The organism is Streptomyces sp. NPDC102360 (assembly GCF_044766085.1).
In the GTDB taxonomy this organism is placed as follows: Bacteria; Actinomycetota; Actinomycetes; order Streptomycetales; family Streptomycetaceae; genus Streptomyces.
In genome coordinates this window covers 819,106-837,961 of the sequence record NZ_JBIWLG010000001.1, presented here as the reverse complement: position 1 = coordinate 837,961, position 18,856 = coordinate 819,106, and the positions used below count along the sequence as shown (strand labels likewise).

17 protein-coding genes are annotated in these 18,856 nt (G+C 68.3%); 6 read left to right on the top strand and 11 right to left on the bottom strand.

What is annotated here, in order from left to right:
* Window positions 1–55: 55 nt before the first annotated feature.
* The 6 genes from ACIRHA_RS03860 to ACIRHA_RS03835 all read right to left on the bottom strand — a co-directional run bounded on the left by ACIRHA_RS03860 (window position 56) and on the right by ACIRHA_RS03835 (window position 5,866).
* Window positions 56–796 (bottom strand): nitroreductase, encoded by a 741-nt coding sequence (locus ACIRHA_RS03860; RefSeq protein WP_403839493.1) that lies wholly within the window; start codon window positions 794–796, stop codon window positions 56–58.
* Window positions 797–928: 132 nt separating this feature from the next.
* A complete protein-coding gene (locus ACIRHA_RS03855; protein ID WP_403839491.1) occupies window positions 929–1,813 on the bottom strand; it encodes an alpha/beta hydrolase in 885 nt (294 codons plus the stop codon).
* 161 nt (window positions 1,814–1,974) lie between these two features.
* Entirely contained in the window at window positions 1,975–3,114 is a 1,140-nt protein-coding gene (locus ACIRHA_RS03850; RefSeq protein ID WP_403839489.1) for a serine hydrolase domain-containing protein, read from the bottom strand.
* 227 nt (window positions 3,115–3,341) lie between these two features.
* Window positions 3,342–4,121 (bottom strand): SDR family NAD(P)-dependent oxidoreductase, encoded by a 780-nt coding sequence (locus tag ACIRHA_RS03845; RefSeq protein WP_403839487.1) that lies wholly within the window; start codon window positions 4,119–4,121, stop codon window positions 3,342–3,344.
* A 137-nt stretch (window positions 4,122–4,258) separates the two neighbouring features.
* Window positions 4,259–4,951 (bottom strand): TetR/AcrR family transcriptional regulator, encoded by a 693-nt coding sequence (locus ACIRHA_RS03840; RefSeq protein WP_403839485.1) that lies wholly within the window; start codon window positions 4,949–4,951, stop codon window positions 4,259–4,261.
* Window positions 4,952–5,086: 135 nt separating this feature from the next.
* The gene (locus tag ACIRHA_RS03835; RefSeq protein ID WP_403839483.1) at window positions 5,087–5,866 is read right to left on the bottom strand and encodes an enoyl-CoA hydratase/isomerase family protein; all 780 of its coding nucleotides are present in this window, start codon (window positions 5,864–5,866) and stop codon (window positions 5,087–5,089) included.
* 362 nt (window positions 5,867–6,228) lie between these two features.
* Here ACIRHA_RS03835 and ACIRHA_RS03830 point away from each other — a divergent pair, with 362 nt between their 5' ends.
* The 4 genes from ACIRHA_RS03830 (at window position 6,229) to ACIRHA_RS03815 (ending at window position 10,269) form a co-directional block, all read left to right on the top strand.
* Window positions 6,229–7,356, top strand: a complete 1,128-nt coding sequence (locus ACIRHA_RS03830; RefSeq protein ID WP_403839481.1) for an acyl-CoA dehydrogenase family protein — start codon at window positions 6,229–6,231, stop codon at window positions 7,354–7,356.
* Window positions 7,353–8,444 (top strand): acyl-CoA dehydrogenase family protein, encoded by a 1,092-nt coding sequence (locus ACIRHA_RS03825; protein WP_403839479.1) that lies wholly within the window; start codon window positions 7,353–7,355, stop codon window positions 8,442–8,444. The genes ACIRHA_RS03830 and ACIRHA_RS03825 overlap by 4 nt, the downstream gene beginning before the upstream one ends.
* 142 nt (window positions 8,445–8,586) lie before the next feature.
* A complete protein-coding gene (locus ACIRHA_RS03820) occupies window positions 8,587–9,411 on the top strand; it encodes a crotonase/enoyl-CoA hydratase family protein (protein ID WP_403839477.1) in 825 nt (274 codons plus the stop codon).
* 72 nt (window positions 9,412–9,483) lie between these two features.
* Window positions 9,484–10,269, top strand: a complete 786-nt coding sequence (locus ACIRHA_RS03815) for an enoyl-CoA hydratase/isomerase family protein (protein WP_403839475.1) — start codon at window positions 9,484–9,486, stop codon at window positions 10,267–10,269.
* Between the two features lie 27 nt (window positions 10,270–10,296).
* On the opposite strand, the gene ACIRHA_RS03810 is transcribed toward ACIRHA_RS03815, so the two are convergent.
* The 5 genes from ACIRHA_RS03810 to ACIRHA_RS03790 form a co-directional block, all read right to left on the bottom strand.
* On the bottom strand, window positions 10,297–11,016 hold the full coding sequence (locus ACIRHA_RS03810) for a FadR/GntR family transcriptional regulator (RefSeq protein ID WP_403839473.1): 720 nt from the start codon (window positions 11,014–11,016) through the stop codon (window positions 10,297–10,299).
* A gap of 228 nt (window positions 11,017–11,244) precedes the next feature.
* The gene (locus tag ACIRHA_RS03805) at window positions 11,245–11,973 is read right to left on the bottom strand and encodes a phosphatase PAP2 family protein (protein WP_403839471.1); all 729 of its coding nucleotides are present in this window, start codon (window positions 11,971–11,973) and stop codon (window positions 11,245–11,247) included.
* 52 nt (window positions 11,974–12,025) lie between these two features.
* Window positions 12,026–13,306, bottom strand: a complete 1,281-nt coding sequence (locus ACIRHA_RS03800) for an MFS transporter (RefSeq protein ID WP_403839469.1) — start codon at window positions 13,304–13,306, stop codon at window positions 12,026–12,028.
* A gap of 46 nt (window positions 13,307–13,352) precedes the next feature.
* Window positions 13,353–14,348: an alpha/beta hydrolase family esterase gene (locus tag ACIRHA_RS03795; protein WP_403839467.1), complete on the bottom strand. Its 996-nt coding sequence runs from the start codon at window positions 14,346–14,348 to the stop codon at window positions 13,353–13,355.
* Window positions 14,349–14,543: 195 nt separating this feature from the next.
* Window positions 14,544–16,808, bottom strand: a complete 2,265-nt coding sequence (locus ACIRHA_RS03790) for a glycoside hydrolase family 3 C-terminal domain-containing protein (protein WP_403839465.1) — start codon at window positions 16,806–16,808, stop codon at window positions 14,544–14,546.
* Window positions 16,809–17,065: 257 nt separating this feature from the next.
* On the opposite strand from ACIRHA_RS03790, the gene ACIRHA_RS03785 reads away from it, so the two are divergent.
* Both ACIRHA_RS03785 and ACIRHA_RS03780 read left to right on the top strand, forming a co-directional pair.
* Window positions 17,066–17,731, top strand: a complete 666-nt coding sequence (locus tag ACIRHA_RS03785) for a TetR/AcrR family transcriptional regulator (protein ID WP_403839463.1) — start codon at window positions 17,066–17,068, stop codon at window positions 17,729–17,731.
* A 207-nt stretch (window positions 17,732–17,938) separates the two neighbouring features.
* The gene (locus tag ACIRHA_RS03780; protein WP_403839461.1) at window positions 17,939–18,844 is read left to right on the top strand and encodes a hypothetical protein; all 906 of its coding nucleotides are present in this window, start codon (window positions 17,939–17,941) and stop codon (window positions 18,842–18,844) included.
* Window positions 18,845–18,856 lie beyond the last annotated feature (12 nt).

Genomic DNA, 18,856 nt, shown 5'->3' with positions numbered 1-18,856 from the left:
GCAAGTCGCCGCGGCACGATCGAACGCCACGGGCGCCCGACAGAGGGTCGGCGGGTCAGCGCTCGACGACGGTCACGGCTTCCCGCACGTCCGCACGGGTCGTGCGGAACTGGTTGACCGGATGGGCGGTATCGGCGTAGCCGAAGGAGACCACGCACACCACGAGCCGGTCCGGCGGAATGCGGAGATGCTCACGGACATGGTCGGAGTACATCGCGACCGCCGCCTGTGGAATCGACGCGATGCCCAGCGACGAAGCGGCGTTGACGAGATTCGCCACGTACGCGCCGCAGTCGACCGCACCGTACACACCTTGATCACTGTCGGTCGTGATCACGGCGACGTGCGGGGCGCCGAAGAAGTCGAGATTCCTCAACTGCTGCTTCCCGCGAGCCTCCTGGTCGTCCCGTCCGATGCCCAGAGCGGCGTACAGGGCGAACCCCGCCCCGCGCCGGCGCTCCTTGTAGACACCGCGGTACTCCCCCGGCATCGTCAGGTCGGGCGCCGGCCGGCGAGACCTCGCGTGCTCGGCCAGGCTCACGGCGAACCGCCTCGTCGCCTCACCCTTCGTCAGGTAGACCTGCCACGGCTGGGTGTTGCACCAGGACGCGGTTCGCTGGGCGGTCGCGAACATCTCCGCGATCACGTCGTCGGGAACCTGGTCCGGGAGGTACGCACGACAACTCCAGCGCTCGTCGAGCAGCCGCCTGAACCCGACGGACAGCACCGTCTCCTGCGAGCGGCTGGGAGGGAGTGCGTCCGCGAGACGCTCCTGACCCTTGGACGTGTCCGGCATGCTCACAGAATTCCCTTCGACAGCCGCACAGAGAGTTGACGGACACAAGTCGGCCTTGCCGACTCGGAGAAACGCACCCGGCGACGGGTCCGGCACCCCAGCCGGGCTCGCCTCACGCCGTGCGTCCCCGGCTCAGCTCGACGGCAGACGCCGCGCGAGGAACGCCCCGATACGCTCGATCGAGGCCCGGGCCGTCTCGGAGACAGGGAAGAAGAACTGGTACACGTGCACCATCTCCGGTGCGATCTCCAGGGTGACGTCGACGTTGTCGTGGCCCGCCTTGCGGGCAAGGCGGACGGAGTCGTCCAGGAGTGTTTCCGACGCTCCGACCTGGATGAGCAGCGGCGGCAGACCACTGAGGTCGGCGCCCAGGATGTCGACCTCGGGGTCGTCGGGCGACCGGTCGGCCAGATACCGCAGACCCGAACCCGCCGTCGCCTGCCGAGTGATGATCGGATCTGCCTCGGCCTTGGTGCGCATCGACTCTCCTTCTGCGCGGAAGTCCACAAGGGGCGAGATGAGCGCGGCGGCGGACGGCTTGGGCAGGCCCTGCCGCTTGATGGCCAACAGCAGTGCCATCACGAGGTTTCCGCCGGCGCTGTCACCCACGAGGGCGATCTCCGCCGCCGAGCCGTGTGTGCCGAGGAGGTACTGGTAGGCCGCCAGCGCGTCCTCCAGCTGCGTGGGGAACACGTGGTCGGGCATGAGCCGGTAGTCGAGGACGAGGGCGTCCGCGTCCGCCAGGACCGCGATCTCGGCGGCCAGGTGCCCATGGCTCCTGGCCGAGCCGGCCGCGTAGCCACCACCGTGCAAGTAGAGGACCACTCCCGGGCCGGAGCCTTCGTTCGTGAGCAGGTCGGCCGAGACCTTCCCTACGCTCACCTGCTTGCGGGACACCTTGGGGTTGAGGCCGTACTTCAGACCCGCCTGCTCGTACTTCTCGCGCATTCCGACCAGATCCGTGGCCGTCTTGATCTCCGCGTATGCCGCCCGCGCGGCGTCGGACTCACTGGTCACAGCACTCTCCTGTCCTCGAACCACTCTGGGTGCCGAGAAGTCGCCACTGGCGTGGATCTCGGGGATGTCATCGCTGCCTCCGGCCTCACGGATGCCGAAGGTGAACTGCGCTGCTCCCGCCATGACCCGGGCCGGTGCCGCCCGGGTGCGGGGCGAAGGAGTCAGTCCGACCGTGCCGCGTAGTACGCGGAGAAGTAGGCCGCACTGTTCTCGGAACCGATGACCCCGCTCTGCATGCGGTTCATCATGTACGCCATCGTGACGCCGCGATCGAGGTCGTTGACCACGAGCGATCCGCCCAGACCACCCCAGAAGCAGAGCCGGCCCTCGGGTACGTACGGCAGGAGGCCGGGCAGGGGAAGCGCGTACCCCACTCCGAAGCGGACGGGTACTCCGAGGACGTGGTCCCGACCGTTCGTCTGCTCGTCGAGGATCAGCCCGATCGTCGAGGGTGACAGCAGCTTGACGCCGTGGGCCTGACCGCCGTGCGAGATGACGGACTGGATCGCGGCGACCGACCGGGCGTTGCCGTGGCCGTTCGCGGCCCCGATGTCCGCCCGCCGCCACTCCTCGGTGTTGGACTCGTGCGCGCCGACGGCCGGACCGCGCATGCTGCGTTCCTGAATGCTCCCGGGGCGGGGCACGAAGCCGGACGGGCGCGGAGGAGGCGGCACGATCTCCGCCACCCGGTGGTGGTGCTCGGGAGGCAGGCCGATGAAGAAGTCCGCTTCCAGGGGCCCCGCGACCTCCTCCGCGAAAAAGGTCTTCAGGCGTCGGCCGGTGACACGGCGCACGACTTCCCCGACGAGGTGCCCCATGTTGAACGCGTGGTAACCCGACGCGGTACCCGGCTCCCACCACGGGGCCTGGGCTGCCAGCATCGCCGTCGACTTCTCCCAGTCGTACACGTCGTCGACCGTCACCGGCTGTTCCCAGGCCGGGACACCGGACGAGTGGGAGAGGATGTGTCTGACCTTGACGCCCTGCTTGCCGTTGGCGGCGAACTCCGGCCAGTAGTGGGCGACCGGCCGATCGAGATCCAGTTCCCCCCTGTCGACCAGCATCAGGGCGACCAGGGCGGTCATGGTCTTGGTGGTCGACCACACGGGTGTCAGGGTGTCGCGTTCCCAAGGACGGGTGCGGAGCGCGTCGGCATGACCGCCCCACAAGTCCACGACCAGCTCGCCCCTCTCGATCACCGCTATCGACGCCCCGCACTCCGCGCCGCTGTCCAGGCGCCTTTGCAGTTCGTCGCGCAGACCGGTGTAACGATCGGCGACGGTTCCCTCGACGGATGTCACGGCCGGGCTTCCCTCGTCGTGCGGACAGCGGAGGCGGTGCTCCCTGGATCGTCGAACGGGCCGAGCGGCATGGGTATGCCTTCCTTGAGGGGACGTCCGAGGCAACCGGCGTACGCGGTCGCCTTCATGAGGATGTGTCAGCGGCAAAGAAGAGGCGCGGCTCGACATAGTCGGCTACGGCATCTCAACGGACGCGACCTGCTGTACTCGCAGAGCACGTCTGCCGCTCACGCCGCCGAGACCCCTCCGTCGATGACGAGCGTCTGGCCGGTCATGTAGTCCGAGGCCGACGACGACAGCATCAACAGCGCCCCGGCGATGTCCTCCGGCATGGCGACCCGGCCCATGGGGATGTTCTTGGAGAGCCGGTCCACGACCTTGGGGTGCTTGAGGAGCCCGCCCTGGGCCTCGGTCTGGACGAATCCCGGGCACAGCGCGTTGACCTGGATGTTCGACGCCGCGTACTCCAGCCCCACCTCGCGGGTCATGTTCACGACGGCACCCTTGGTGGTCGTGTAGGCGGGGACGGCGGACATCAGCGAACCGTGCAGTCCGTACATGGACGCGATGTTCACGATCTTTCCCGAACCCTGAGTGGTCATCACCCGCAGGGCGGCCCGACTGCACAGGAAGACACCGTCCAGATTCACGGCAAGCACCCGCCGCCAGTCCGAGGTCGGGAGCTCGTGCAGCGGGACCGAGTGCGGATCTCCGATGCCGGCATTGTTCACGAGGATGTCGAGGGCGCCCTGCTCCGCGGCGACCTGCTGAACGACAACGTCCACGCGGGACTCGTCGGTGACGTCGAGTTCGACCGCCGTGGCCGGCAGACCCGCTGCCACCATCTCGTCCGCGACCGACTTGGCGGCGGCGCCGTTGATGTCGGCGCACACCACTGTGGCGCCCGCCGTTGCGAGCATTCGCGCGAAGGCCGCACCGAGACCACCTCCTGCACCGGTCACCAGAGCTACTTTGGCGGTCAGGTCGAACGGGTCGGGGAAAGCCATCGGTTACCTCCGTCTGGGGTCCGCGAGTGCGAACGCCGGCGCGCCGTGCGCCGATCAGCGCCGCCGGGGCACGCCCCTTGATCCATCCGCCGGGTCCGGAACCGGACCCGGCTTGCTTCGTCGTACGAGCCTGATCCTCAGTCGCCGGCCTGGGTCCGGGGGCACCCGATGGCTCCCAGCCACAGGTCCGTGAGCGTGGTCCGGGCGAGTTCCTCGTCAAACGGCTCTCCGAGGGCGTACCAGTAATAGGCGAAGTTGCTCACCATGCCCGCGAGTGCCGCTGCGGCGGTGCGGCAGTCCAGGTCTCGCCGGGCGACGCCCATCCGCTGCATTTTGCGCAGACTCTGGGTGATGCGGTTCACGTGTGCACGACGTGCCTCGATGCGGTACTTCATCACCTCTGGATCGATGCTGGCCTGCTGTTCATTCAGCATCATGAGCGCCGCGTTCTTGCGATATACATCGAGGTAGGCCCCATTGGCCGCGCGAAGACGAGTCACGATGTCATGGTGGGTGCTCTCGTCACCCACCATGGGCGCCTCCATGACCGCCACCAACTCGGTGCTGACTTCGGCGATCAACGCCCTGAAGATCTCTACCTTCGACTCGAAGTAGGTGTAGAAGGTGCCGTGCGAGACACCGGCTGAAGTGACGATGTCGGCCACCCGGGCATCGACGTAGCCGACCCGCTCGAAGACCGACCGGGCTGCGGCCAGAAGCAGGGAACGGGTCCGCTTGCCCTTCTCGGACGCACCGGAGCTGTACTGTGCCCGCCGCTTGGCCCCGGTACCTGCGTCCGGGGAGAATTCCTGCGCACTCCGAACAGCCATGGTGTTCCTGTCTCCTCTTCACCTGTTTCGATAAAGCCTCTACGCCACAGCAGTCGACGTCATTGTCGAAATTCAGATGAATACGCTTTGTGGAGCAGTCGCGCACCGGAACCGACCCGATCCACCCCCGCCGGATCAGCGGCCTTCGAACTCCGGGGTCCGCTTCTCCCGGAAGGCCGACATCGCCTCTGCCGAATCATGAGTCGAGCGCGCGACGGACATGTGAGAGGAGATCAGGTCAAGAGCGGTCCGAAGGTCCGACTTGGCAGACTGCTGCGTGGCGCGCTTGATCATCCGGACGTGGATCTGCGATTGCCGAGCGATCCGCCGGGCGAAGTCGAACGCCTTCTCCTCGAAGACCTCGTCGTCGTAGACATGATTGACAATGCCGAGCCGCAGCGCCTCGTCGGCGTCGACGAAGTCACCGGTCCACATCAACTCCAGCGCCTTCGCCAGACCGACGAGACGCGGCAGGTAGTAGCAGCCGCCGTCACCCGGGACGAGGCCGACCTTGATGTAACCCTCACTGAAACGGGCGGATCGGGCGGCCAGCCGGATATCACACATCAGCGCCATATCCATGCCGGCTCCGACCGCGACCCCGTTGACCGCGGCGATGACGGGCTTGTCCAGGTCCTCGAGCGCGAGCGGGATCCGGTGGATGTTTTCCATGAGGCCGTTCTTCCGGCCCAGCGGTGAGTCATCGACGCCGAGCGCGTCCAGGTCCCCACCGGCACAGAACGCGCCAGGGGCACCGGTGAGGACCACGACGCGCACATCGTCGTCCGTACGGGCCTCGACCAGCAGCCGGACCCAGTCATCGATCATCGCCATGGTGAACGCGTTCTTCTGCTTGGGCCGATTCAGGCGGATGGTCGCCACGCCCTGATCAACCGTGTACTCCAGGTCTGCCATGTGGGCTCCTCATCAGCTCGGTCGGCGCGAGCAAGACTGGCAGGAAATATTTTCGACGTCAACGTCACTATCCAATATCTCCTCCACGTGGCGTCCCCGACCACTGACGACAGACCCCACCCCTCCGGAGAACTTCGGTGGCCGACCAACCTCTAGCAGGCCGAGCACGATCCCACCCTTGTCCGCACTCGGCCTCGGTGCTACGTTGCGAAGCATTCGACGTTGATATCAGTTTTGTGAGGCGGTCCATCCCGTGGCGCTCCGGACTCCGAGCGCGGGGATGTGACCTGTTGTCGGCCCGCAACGGGCGCCCTCGCACTTGATCTGCTCATCCGCTCCCACGGTAAGGAAGAACAGACCTGATGCGTTTTCGACCAACCACTCTGACCGCTTCCGAACAGCGGTTGCGCGATGAAGTACGCACGTTCCTGACCGCCGAGTTCGGGGACGGTGTCGAACGTCCCGTGGGCGGTGCCTTCGACCAGGACTTCAGCCGCCGGCTCGCGGCCAGGGGCTGGGTCGGAATGACGATCCCGACCGAGTACGGCGGCCCGGGCGGCACCGCGGTGCAGCGCTTCGTGGTGGCTGCCGAACTACTGGCGAGCGGCGCTCCGATCACGGCCCACTGGGTCGCGGACCGGCAGAGCGCGCCGAGCATCCTCACGCACGGCACCGAGGAACAGAAGCGCCGGTTCCTGCCGGCGATCGCCCGGGGCGAGTGCACGTTCTCGATCGGCATGAGCGAGCCGGACTCCGGCTCCGATCTCGCGTCGATCCGCACCAGCGCGGTACGCGCGCCGGGCGGGTGGCGCGTGACCGGCACCAAGGTGTGGACCTCCGTTGCCCACCGGACCGACTACGCACTCACCCTGCTCCGCACCTCCCCGCCGGGGCAGGACCGGCACGACGGGATGAGCCAGTTCATCATCGACCTGCGGGGGCCCGGGGTGACCGTCAACCCGATCCTCCAGCTCGACGGCGCCCACGACTTCAACGAGGTCGTGTTCGACGACGCCTTCGTCCCTGACGACATGGTCCTGGGGAAGATCGGGGGCGGGTGGCACCAGGTCACCTCCGAGCTGGCCTACGAACGCTCCGGACCGGACCGCTGGCTGTCGACCTACCGGGTGTTCAGGTCGTTCCTCGGCCGGTACGGCCTCGTCGACTCCGACGCCGTGCGCGACACGATCGGCCGCATCGTGGCCCGGTACCGTACGCTGTACAACTTGTCCTTGTCGATCGCGCGGATGATCGACGACCGCGGTGCGCCCGCTGCGGAAGCCGCGCTGGTCAAGGACCTCGGCACCGTCTTCGAGAAGGAGGTCGTCGAGAGCGTCCGGGATCTCGCCGCAATCGCGCCGGACCCCCGGGCCGAGGATGCCTTCACACGTCAGCTCGCCGCCGCAACGCTTACTTCGCCGATCCTGACCATCCGGGGTGGAACCACGGAGATCCTCCGCGGTGTCGCCACGCGGGAGCTGATCCGATGACGTCCACCGGCTTCGGAGCGACCACTGATGTCGACCCCCTCCTCACCGACACCGCGCAGCGCCTTCTGAGCTCGGGCGGCGGCGCCCCGGCCCCGGCCGACGCCGAGCGCGACGCCTGGTCCGAGCCCATGTGGCGCGGCCTCACCGAATCCGGTCTCGTCGGCGTGGGCATCGCGGAATCGGACGGTGGTTCCGGTGGCACAGCGCTGGATGCCGCCGAACTGGTCCGGCTCTCCGGCTACTGCGCGGCACCGGTGCCGCTGGCCGAGACCTCCTTCATCGCCGCGCCGGCAGTCGTGACAGCGGGGCTTGCGCTGCCCGACGGCCCGCTCGCGGTTGCACCCACGACCGGCGAACTCTCCGCGGAGCCGACTGGGTCCCGGTGGGCCGTGTCCGGCACGGCCCACGCCGTCGCCTGGGCGCGTGCGGCCGGCCATGTCGTCGCGATCGCCGACGGCGGCCCGCACGGACCGGTGCTGGTCGTCGTTCCGGTGGATGCCGTGCAGGTGACGCCTGGTCACAACCTGGCCGGAGAGCCACGGGACACCGTCCTGATCGACGACGCCGAGGTGTCCGGTGCACCGGTCACCGCCGAGTTCGTCGAGCAGAGGTGGCGTCGTCGGGGCGCCGTCGCGCGGTCGTTGCAGATCGCGGGAGCCCTCGAACGCGTGCTGGACCTGACCGTTGGCTACGCCAAGGAGCGGGTGCAGTTCGGACGTCCGATCGTCAAGTTCCAGGCGGTCAGCCACCTCGTCGCACAGCTCGGCGAGGCAGTGGCCCAGGCACGCATGGCGGCTGAGGCGGGTGCGTTGTCCCTCGGTGTCCACGATGCGGAGATCAGCAAGATCATCGCAGGGGAGGCCGCGTCCCGCGGGGCGGCGATCGCACACCAGGTCTTCGGCGCGCTGGGAACCACCCGGGAGTGCGACCTGCACCTCTACACCACCCGTCTCTGGTCCTGGCGCGACGAGTTCGGCGGAGAGCGCAGTTGGGCGGACGCACTGGGCGCGGAGGCGGGCCGGGCCGGAACCGTGGCCCTGTGGGATCTGATCTCCGCCACCGGCACCGCGAACACCCACGCCGGCTGAGCGTGCGCACCATGGTGTGCGTGACCGAAGCGTGCCGGCGCCGCCGCACGCGCGAACACCTGCACGCGGCGGCGCCGACCAGCACCTCGACGCTTGCCGCTCTACCGGATTGTCGACCGGACAGGAACAAGGAGAGAAAAGTATGACGGCTTCGGTCGCAGACACGAAGCAGCGGGTGACACTCACGGTGGCCGACGGGATCGCCGACGTCAGGCTGAACCGGCCCGAGAAGCGCAACGCGCTCGACCTGGCCATGGTTTCCGCTCTGGTCACCATCGGCGAGCAGCTCAAGGCCCGCTCCGATGTTCGGGCGGTGGTGTTGTCCGGTGAGGGATCGTGCTTCTGCGCAGGCCTGGACACGAGTGCGTTCCGGGCCGCGCGCGAGGGCCGTCCGCACGCCGAGGCCACCGATCTCCCGCCGTCGAACGGGCCGGCTCAGGCCGCCGGACAACGCGCGGCGTACGTATGGACCGAACTTCCCGTGCCGGTGATCGCGGCAGTACGGGGCAATGCCCTCGGCGGTGGTCTTCAGATCGCGCTCGGAGCCGACATTCGGATCGTTGCCCCGGATGCCCGGCTCGCGATGCTGGAAGTCGTATGGGGTCTCGTCCCGGACCTGGCCGGCACACAGTTGCTGCCCCAGCTGGTCCGTCCGGACATCGCCAAGGAGCTGACCTTCACGGGACGGGTCGTCAACGGGGAAGAGGCCGTCCGTATCGGCATGGCGACCCGCGTCGCCGCAGACCCGTTGACTGCGGCGTTCGACCTGGCGAAGGAGATCGCCGGACGGAGCCCGGACGCGGTCCGGGCGGCCAAGGGCCTGATCGGGCTGGCCGGAAAGACCGACATGAGGGCCGCTCTGGAACAGGAGCGGAGGCAGAACCTCGAACTGGCGGGCGCCCCGAACCAGCTTGAAGCCGTGACGGCGCGGCTGGACGGTCGAGCGCCGCGTTTCACATATCAGTGACACCTGGTACGCCGCTGGAAGCGACGGCCTGACGAGGAGCGGCCTTGAGCGGCCCGAAAGGATACGGCTCGCATGACCGAGAAATTTGTCCGTTACGCAGTGGACCAGGAGGGCGTCGCCCGCATCACCCTGGATCACCCTCAGACACGTAACGCCCTCAGCGACGAACTGCTCGACGAGCTCTTGAGCGTTCTGTCGAGAGCAATGCACGACGAAGCGGCCCGTGTCGTCGTGCTCACGTCCTCACACGAGCGGATCTTTTCCTCCGGGGGCAATCTGAACGCGTTCGCCGACGACCGGCCCCCCATCACGAAGTACGGGGAGCTCGACCGCTTCCCACGTCTCTTCAAGCTGATCGGCGCCCTGGGCAAGCCCGTGATCTGCGCGGCCAACGGAGACGTCCTCGCCGGCGCCCTCGGACTCGCTCTGGCCTGCGACCTCGTGATCGCCAAGGAGTCGGTGCGGTTCGGTTGCCCAGAGATCAATGTCGGCGCGTTCCCGTTCATGATCTCGGCGCTCATCTACCGGAACGTCAACCGGATGAAGGCCAATGAGTTGATGATGCTCGGCGAGCTGATCACCGCCGAGCAGGCGTCCGACCTGGGGTTCGTCAACAAGGTGGTGCCCGATGACGAGTTCGACGAGACGGTCGCGTCCTGGGCGCACAAGGTCGCCACGAAGTCGCCCTTGCTGATGAGGCTGGGCAAGGACGCGATCAACGCGACACGGGACCTCGCGCTTCACGAGGCGCTCGACGCTCTCCAGGCTCAGCTCGCCCTGGCCTTCACGACCGAGGACCTGGCGGAGGGCGTTCGAGCGTTCCGCGAGAAGCGCCAACCGGAATGGAGAATGCGCTGACCCTCGCCGCTTCCGCGCCGGTGGGCGTCACTGCTCTCCGGTCACCGAAATTTCGGTGCGCTCGTCGACCTTGCGGACCGCATCCGCATAGCTGTGCACATGCCGGTTCATGCGCCGAACAGCGGCGTCGGGGTCCTGCGCTCGGATCGCTTTGGTGATCGAACGGTGGGCCTGTGCCGTCACACGTCGTACGTCGGCATCGATGAAACGCTCATTCTCCGTCGAGGTGTAGATGGCTTGGGAAAGGGCTGCCATGAAGCCGGTGAGCAGTTCATTGTGGCTCGCGGTCGCTACGGCCACATGCCAGTCGACGTTGGCCTGAAGGAACGTGGCCAGGGTCGTTTTCCCGTCGGCGATCGCCTCGTTCGCCGCATCAAGCCTGGCAAGATCGTCGTCGGTCCGGTTCAGGGCGGCCAACCGCGCGCAGTAGGGCTCGATGGCTTCGCGTGTCTCCAGGAGCGAGCCGAGCCGAATCTGACGACCTCGGATGGCGAGACTCACCGAGTTGGCGACGGCCTGCTTGCCCGGTCGCTGGACGAAAGCACCGCCCGACCGCCCTGTCTTGATGCGCACCAGGCCCTGGGCCTCGAGAATACGCAGGGCTTCACGAACCGTGGCCCGGCTCATCTGCGTCTGGAGCACGAGCTCACGCTCGGGGGGCAGAGCGACGTCTTCGGGGAACTCGCCGGTCAAAATGCGTTCGCGCAACTCACCTGCGAGCACATCCGAGGCCTTGGGCACGTCCATAGGTGCCAGTTGAATGGAGGACGGCCTCCTGGCAGGCGGGCGGGCGCTCTCTGCCTCGGGCACGAGGAACCTCCGAATTCAAATAAAAGGTCTGACCTGAACTACCATTGAACCTACCATCCGCCGGTAGGGCACGGCCACGAGGGACGGCGCGGCTTCGGCCGCGTGCCCCCCTTCCTCAAGTCCTCAAGCTCTCCACTCCGTTCGAGCGGGGAGACCGCCCGCCGCCTAGCGGCCCGGTGTTTCGCGATTCACGGGCTCAGCCGCCGACCCGGCCCGGGTCTCCGCCGGTCCCCTGTCCGGTTCGGTCGCCAGCCAGTTGGCCATCGACCACCGGACCAGGAGCGTCGCCCCGCACCCGATCATCGCGCCGGCCATCGTGTCGGAGAGCCAGTGGGCATGTACCCAGGTACGGCTCCACATCATGGCCAGCGTGAGCACCACGGCGACCGGCCACCACATCTGGCGCCGGGACGACAGGACGAACACCATCCCGATGATCACGACGGACGTCGCCATCAGAGCCGCGTGCCCCGAGGGGAAGGAACCGTGGTCGACGGGGACCAGTGGGTGGGGCGGGCGGGGCCGGTCCACGACGTTCTTGACCAGTTGCACCGCCACGTTCGTGGCCACCGCCGCAGCGAGGACAAAGAGCCCCTCCCGGTACCGGCGCGCGAGCAGCAGTCCGACGGCCGCCAGCACGGGCAGGAGGTTCCCGTATCCGCGGCCGAACCAGTCCAGAATCGTGGCCAAGGCCTGGACCACACCCTGATGCGGTCCTCCCATCCAGCCGAGCCAGGTGTCGTCGAGGCTCTGGAACGGGGGGTGGGTGATGTCCGTTCGGATCAGGATGCCCACCAGGACGGGTGCCAGGAGTAGCAGGACGGCGGGGAGCAGGAAGCGCGGACGGGACGCGGGCCGTGGCGAAACGGGTGCGCTCGGCTCGGCAAGGGACATGACGGTGCCTTTCCCGCAGGAGAGAAGAGGGGTGCGGCGCGAGCGGACCGCGTCAGCGGACCGTGCGGATCGGCAGGATGCTGAGGGCGCCGAGCACCACCAGGATGATGCCGGTGCCGAACAGCGCCTGGTACCCGCCGGTGAGGCCGATGGTCGCGGCCGCGACCGCCGGGGCGACGGCTTGCGGCAGGGCGTTGGCGATGTTGAGGACGCCCATGTCCTTGGCAGCGTCGTCCGGGTGCGGCAGCACCTGCGTCATCAAGGCGGTGTCGACGGCCATGTACATCCCGAACGCGAGGCCGGAGATGACGGAGTAGGCGAACATCGACGCCTCGTTGCGCAGCACCAGGGGCAGGGCGAGGGCGACGGTCATGCCGAGGCTGGAGGCGATCACGAAGGGCTTGCGGCGTCCGACGCGGTCGGACCACGGCCCGGACACGACGATCATCGCGACCATCCCGGGCACCATGGCCAGGCTCAGCAGCGGTACGAGGTCGTTGGCCCGGTCGCGGGTCATCGCCAGGTAGTCGTCGGGTATGTAGAGCTGGTAGGAGAAGACACAGTAGTAGCCCAGCACCAGCAGGAAGCGGCCGACGAACGCCCAGGCGAAGTCGGGGTGTTGGCGAGGGCTGACCCAGAATCCGCGCAGGAAGGCCTTCCAGCGGAACGGCCCGTCCTGCGGTGCGGCGGCGGCCGGTTCGCGGTTGAGGAGCAGGAAGACGGCGGTGCCGAGGATGATCAGTACGCCGAAGACGGCGAAGCCGAGGCCGAGCGCGTGCGCGAAGCCTGCGGCGACGACCGTGCCGAGGGTGGCGCCGAGCATCTGGGCGAGACCGGCCGCGGAGGAGAACCTGCCGCGCCGGTTCTCCGGGGTGCGGTCGGGGATCACGGCGGTCAGCGGGGCCTGGAGGGCGTTGAGCGAGATCTGCGCCAGGGCCCAGGCCACCCCGATCCACAGCAGGTTGTTGCCGAGGCCGAGCGCGACGAGGGAGAGCCCGCCGAGCAGCGCGCCACCCGCCATCCAGGGAGCACGGCGGCCGAAGCGGCCCCGGGTGCGGTCGGACAGGGCGCCCGCGACCGGGTTGGCGAGCATGGCGCCGAACGCGCCGATGGCACTGATGACACCGAGTGAAGTGGACTTCGAGCCGGGGGCGACGTCGGCGACCAGGTTGGCCAGCAGGACCGCGGGGACGGCGCCGTAGATGGCGTACAGGGCGATGCTGTTGGCCATCAGGCCGGTCAGCAACCGCCGTTCACCGGGCTCGCGGGTTCTCTCGGGCTTTCCCTTGGCGGCGTCCGGTGTCGTACCGGAGCCGGTGGGTGCAAGTGTCATGACGACCTCGTTGTCGTTCGGGCAAGGGTGCAGGGCGGCGGGCGCGTCAGCGGGTGGAGGTGTGGCTCTGGTCCTGCAGAAAACGCCAGGCGAGTTCGGTGGCGTCGATCTCCTGGGTGACTGGGCCCAGGGGGCCGAAGTCGATGTCGCTGCCGGGCCAGGTGTGGCCGCCCCCGGCGACCGTGTACAGCTCGACGTCCGTACCGGCGCGGCAGGCTCCGTAGGAGACCTTGTCGACATGGGCGGAGACCGGGGTGGTCACCGGGCCCCGGCGGCAGTGGTCGAGTTTCGCCCAGGCGGCGAGAGCGGTGCGGGCGCCGTAACCCCAGTAGGGCTCGCCGCCGCCTTCGTACGGGTTCACCGGGTCGGCGGTGCCGTGGAAGGTGATGACGGGGACCGGCCGCTTCGGAACGCAGGTCCCCGGGTCCGGAACGGTGGCGCCGCTGCCGTCGGTGACCGGGACTCCGGCCCGCAGTCCGGCCACGGGGGCGATCGCGGTCACGCGGTCCGGGTGGTCGCAGGCGTACTGGGAGACCATGCGGCCGCCACCGGAGTAGCCGCTCGCGAGCACCTGCCCGGTGTCGGCACAGCCGGTGGAGGCGAGCGTGTCGAGCAGGTCGGTCAGGAACCGCTCGTCGTCGGGGCCGGAACCCGCGGTCACGCCGGGGACGTTCCACTGATAGCCGGGGCCGGACGTCATCGTGCCCTGCGGGGCCACGGCGAGGAAGCCGTGCCGGTCGGCGGACTGCTCGATCCCGCTGACCCCGAGCTGCTCCGAGGCCCTGCTCGAACTGCCGTGCAGCGTCAGGAAGACGGGCAGCGGTTTCTGGTGCCGGTCCGTGGCGGCGGGACGGTACACGAGCGCCGTGCGCGCCGTGCCGGAGCTGGTGACCGTGACCGTGGACTCACCGGTCGGCAGTGAGCAACTGCCGCCGGATTGACCGCTGTTGAGTGACGAGGGCGCCGCCTGGGCGGGTACGGCGAGAGACAAGGAGGAGGTCACGACGACGGCGGCCAGCAGAGCGGCACGGCGTGCTCGCATAGGGGGCTCCTGCGGGGATGAGGGCGGGGCATGCGGTGAAGGGCCGGCGCATCGAAGGGACGCGACCGACGGGTGAGGCAGGTGATGTCAGGACACGCCGGGGTGAGGCGACGTCTTGAATCGAGTACGGGAAGACGCGTCCGCTCAGGTCACGGCGGGCACCACACCTGGGTGCCCGCCGTGCTCTGTCATCGGTCAGGCTCGGTCCGCGCCCGGCACGGCGGCGTTGAGCTGGGCGAGGAGCTTTTCCAGGTCGGCGAGGGTGACCGCGCCGCCGGCGAAGCTGATGAGGCGGCGCACCGGGATGGAGGCCATCATGCGGGCCATGTCGATGCCCAGCGTGTCGTCCTCCGGCGCTGCCTGCGGCATCGGCATCAGCGAGCCGAGCACCTCGGCGGCGCCGGGGACGGCCATGGCCTCGCCGAGCGTCGAGTCGAGGGTGAGCGGAAGGTTCAACTCGTCGCCGGCCACCTCGACGGTCGCGGTCGCGCGGATGTCACGGCTGGACGCGGCGGACCGCACCTCGTAACTGCCGCCCTCCACCGTCCAGCGATCGGCGCGGGTGTCCCAGTACGCCAGGTCTCCGCGCTCCAGCAGGACGCTCACGCGGGCGCTCTCGCCAGGAGCGAGCGAGACGGTCGCGTGCCCCTTCAGCTCCTGGAGCGGGCGCATGACGGCGGAGTCCGGCTTGGACACGTAGAACTGGACGACCTCGCGACCCTCACGGTCACCGGTGTTGGTGACCGTCACGCTCGCGGTGATGCCCTCGGTGCCCGCGGACAGCGCCAGATCCGAGTGGGCGAACGAGGTGTAGGACAGGCCGTGTCCGAAGGGGAACGTGACGTCGATGTCGCGGGCGTCGTACCAGCGGTGGCCGACGAACAGGCCCTCGCCGTAGGTGATACGGCTGTGCTCGCCGGGGAAGTCCAGGTAGGCGGGGGTGTCCTGGAGTCTGACCGGGACGGTCTCGGTGAGCCGCCCTGACGGGTTGACCCGCCCGAAGAGCACGTCGGCCAGTGCCCCGCCGCCGGCCTGTCCGAGCAGCGCTCCGTCCAGGAGGGCGGGCGCGAGGTCGGCCACAGGGGCGAGGCGCAGGACGCCGCCGTGGGAGAGAACGACGACCGTGCGCGGCTGGGCGCGCACCACATCGGCCAGCAACCGCAGCTGCTCCGGCGGCAGTTCGATGTGATCGCGGTCGAAGCCCTCGGACTCCTGGTGTGCGCCGAGGCCGAGGAAGACCACGGCGGTGTCGGCGGCGGCCGCCACGGCGACCGCCTCGCCGCGCAGGGTCTCCTCGTCTCCGGCGCCGTCGGTGGTGAACCCGGCGGCGAAGGTGACCTCGGCGTTTCCGGCGCAGGCACGGATCTCGTCCAACGGGATGTCGACCCGGGTGGGATTGACGTGCGAGCTGCCGCCGCCCTGGTAGCGCGGGGTCTGTGCGAACTCGCCGATGACAGCGAGCGAACGGCCCACGGTCAGCGGCAGCAGCGGCTCCGCGTCCACCGGGGCGTTCTTGAGCAGGACGATGCAGCGCGCGGCGGCCTCGCGGGCCAGGGCGTGGTGAGTGTCGGGCCGGAAGGGTACGGCGTCCGCGGCCCGGCCGGCTTCGGCCTTCGCGGCGAGTGCGGCGGTGCGGCCGGCAGCCCGGTGAACCACGGCCGCGTCCAGGACGCCGCCGCGGACCGCCTCGACGACCTGCGTGTCGGTGACCGTGCCGGTGCCCGGCATCTCCAGGTCGAGCCCGGCGGCCACTGCCTTCACCCGGTCCTGGACCGCACCCCAGTCACTGACGACGACCCCGTCGAAGCCCCACTCGTCGCGCAGCACCTGGCTGAGCAACCAGTGGTTCTCGGAGGCGTACGTCCCGTTGACCCGGTTGTACGAACACATCACGGTCCACGGCTGCGCCTTCTGCACGACGCGCTGGAAGGCGCGCAGATAGATCTCGCGCAGCGGGCGCGCGGCCACGTCCGAGCTGGAGCGCATCCGGTCGTGCTCGGTGTTGTTGGCGGCGAAGTGCTTGAGGGAGGCGCCGACACCCGTGCCCTGGAGGCCCCGCACCCAGGAGGCGGCCAGTGTCCCGGACAGGTGCGGGTCCTCGGAGAAGTACTCGAAATTGCGGCCGCACCGCGGGTCCCGCTTGATGTTGACGCCCGGGCCGAGGAGCACGTCGACGCCGAGGGCGCGTGCCTCCACGCCGAGGGCTTGCCCCACCCTGCCCGCCAGTTCCGTGTCCCAGCTCTGACCGAGACCAACGGCGGGCGGGAAACACGTCGCGGGCTCACTGCCCGAGATGCCCAGGTGATCCGTGGCGCCGGCCTGGCGCCGCACCCCGTGCGGCCCGTCAGTGAGGATCAGCGACGGAGCCGCGCCCACCTGCTTCGTGCTCCAGAAGTCGGCACCGCTACCCAGAGCGGCCTGCTCCTCGAGGGAGAGGGAAGCGGGGTCGGATGTGGTCACGGGGGTCTCCTCGGGTAGAGCGACGCTCTGCCGGTACGGCGGCGGAGCGGGAAGCGCGCACGGCGGGCGGAGCGCGCGTACAGAGCTGTGAAAGCCGTGATGTGGGCCGCGCCCGCAGCGAGGCCCATCACCTCAGACATCGGCGATTCCCTGGTCAGGAAGGGATTCCCGCCAACTGGCGAAAACCGTACGTCACACAGCTTTCGGTAACAAGAGGACTGTGCCCGGCAATATCGCCGTGCCGTAGGGTCCGGGTCATGGCACGACGTGGTCCGTACGCAAAAGGTGTCGCCAAGCGCGAGGAGATCCTCAACACCGCACTCGAAATCGTGGCGCGCGTCGGCTACGGCCGCACGACCGTGCGCGAGCTGTCCCTGGCCGTGGGCCTGAGCCAGAACGGGCTCCTGCACTACTTCGGCAGCAAGGAACAGCTCTTCGTGGAGATTCTGCGCCGTCGCGACGAGGTGGACCTGCACGCGAACGACGCCGGCCCGGCCCCGACGGACTACATGCACGATCTCGCCGAGGTCATGGGCACCCTGCTCCGCCACAACGCGCAGGTCCCCGGCCTCGTGCAGCTGTACTCACAGTTCTCCTCGGAGGCCACCGACCCCGACCACCCCGCCCACCCGTACTTCCGCGGCCGCTTCCGCACCGCACGCTCCGAGATCTCCGCGTCGCTCCGCGCCCAGCAGGAATCCGGCGACCTCTCCCCCGAACTGGACGCGGACCGCCTGGCCGTCATCATCGTCGCCCTGACCGACGGACTGCAGGCCCAATGGATGTACGACGCCGAGGTCGACATGGCCGACCATCTCGCCTACCTCTTCAGCCTGCTGGGCACCGGAGCGGCCACGCGGCGCGGTGAGCCCACCGGCGAACCCGCCCATCCCGTCGACACGGACCGTCACACCCGTGGATGACAGGCGTCTTCGCCTCACCCCGCACCGTGTCCTCAGCGTTCAAGCAGTTCAGTCAGTCGACCCCGCATTCGAAGAGACAGCGCGCGGCAACCTCGCAGCGAACCTCATAGAGGCCGGGTTTCGATACAGGCACCCCGCGCCACGCCGTTCCGCTGGCTGGACAGAACCTGACCACGACTTCACACCAGGGCTCTAGCATCAGACCGTATGAGCCTTGTAGAGCGGGAGAGCATCGCCTTGCTGGAGTGGGTGGAAGAGCTGGTACACGACTCCCACTCGGAGGTGGTGGATGTTGAGACGTGGGCGATACGTAATGGTGTTCCGGGAGCAGACCTGCGGTCTCTGGTATGCGGCCTAATAGATGGTGGATTCCTGCGAGACCTTGTGATTGATCAGGGCTGCTGGGTCTCGTTCACCCCTGCTGGCGTCGCAGAGCTGCAGGCCATCAGGGCAAATCGTTCGAACCGTTTGGAGCGCAACACCTATGCACGAAATGTGATCCTTCAGTGGCTCTACGACCATGAAGAGGATCGTGTTCGTTCGCTCGCCGAGATGATCAACGACCCTCAAGTACATTTCTACGGGGACGCTTTGACGAGCGACGAGGTGGGACGGGCGTTCTCGTACCTGCTCGAGCAGTCCATGGTCAAGGGCAGGAGAGCTTTCGGCGGTGATGTCATCACCCCAAGGGTCACGGCCCGTGGCATCGAATGCGTAGAGAGCGGGAAGACCGTGGCCGACTTCACCAACCCGCAGCACAGCGGCGGGAACGTTTATCACACGTACCTGCCGAATGCACAGGGTGTCATTGTGGGTGAGCAGCAGAACTTCACCCAGAACACCAGCGTTGGTATTGATCCGAGCGCATTTATCCAGCTTGCTGGTTACCTCGGACAGGTGAGCCCGACGCTCGGTCTGGAGGACTCCGAGCGGATCGAGTTGGAGCGTGTGGCCCGGGAGTTGCATACCGCAGCCACGTCCACCTCCCCCGAGCCAAGCCGACTGCGGGCGCTAACGAGCCGCATCGTCGATGGACTGACCAATGCTGCGGGCACGATCGCCGGACAGATTGCTCTTCAAATGGGACAGGATGCTCTCGGCTTGCTGGGATGACGGTCGTTGCCC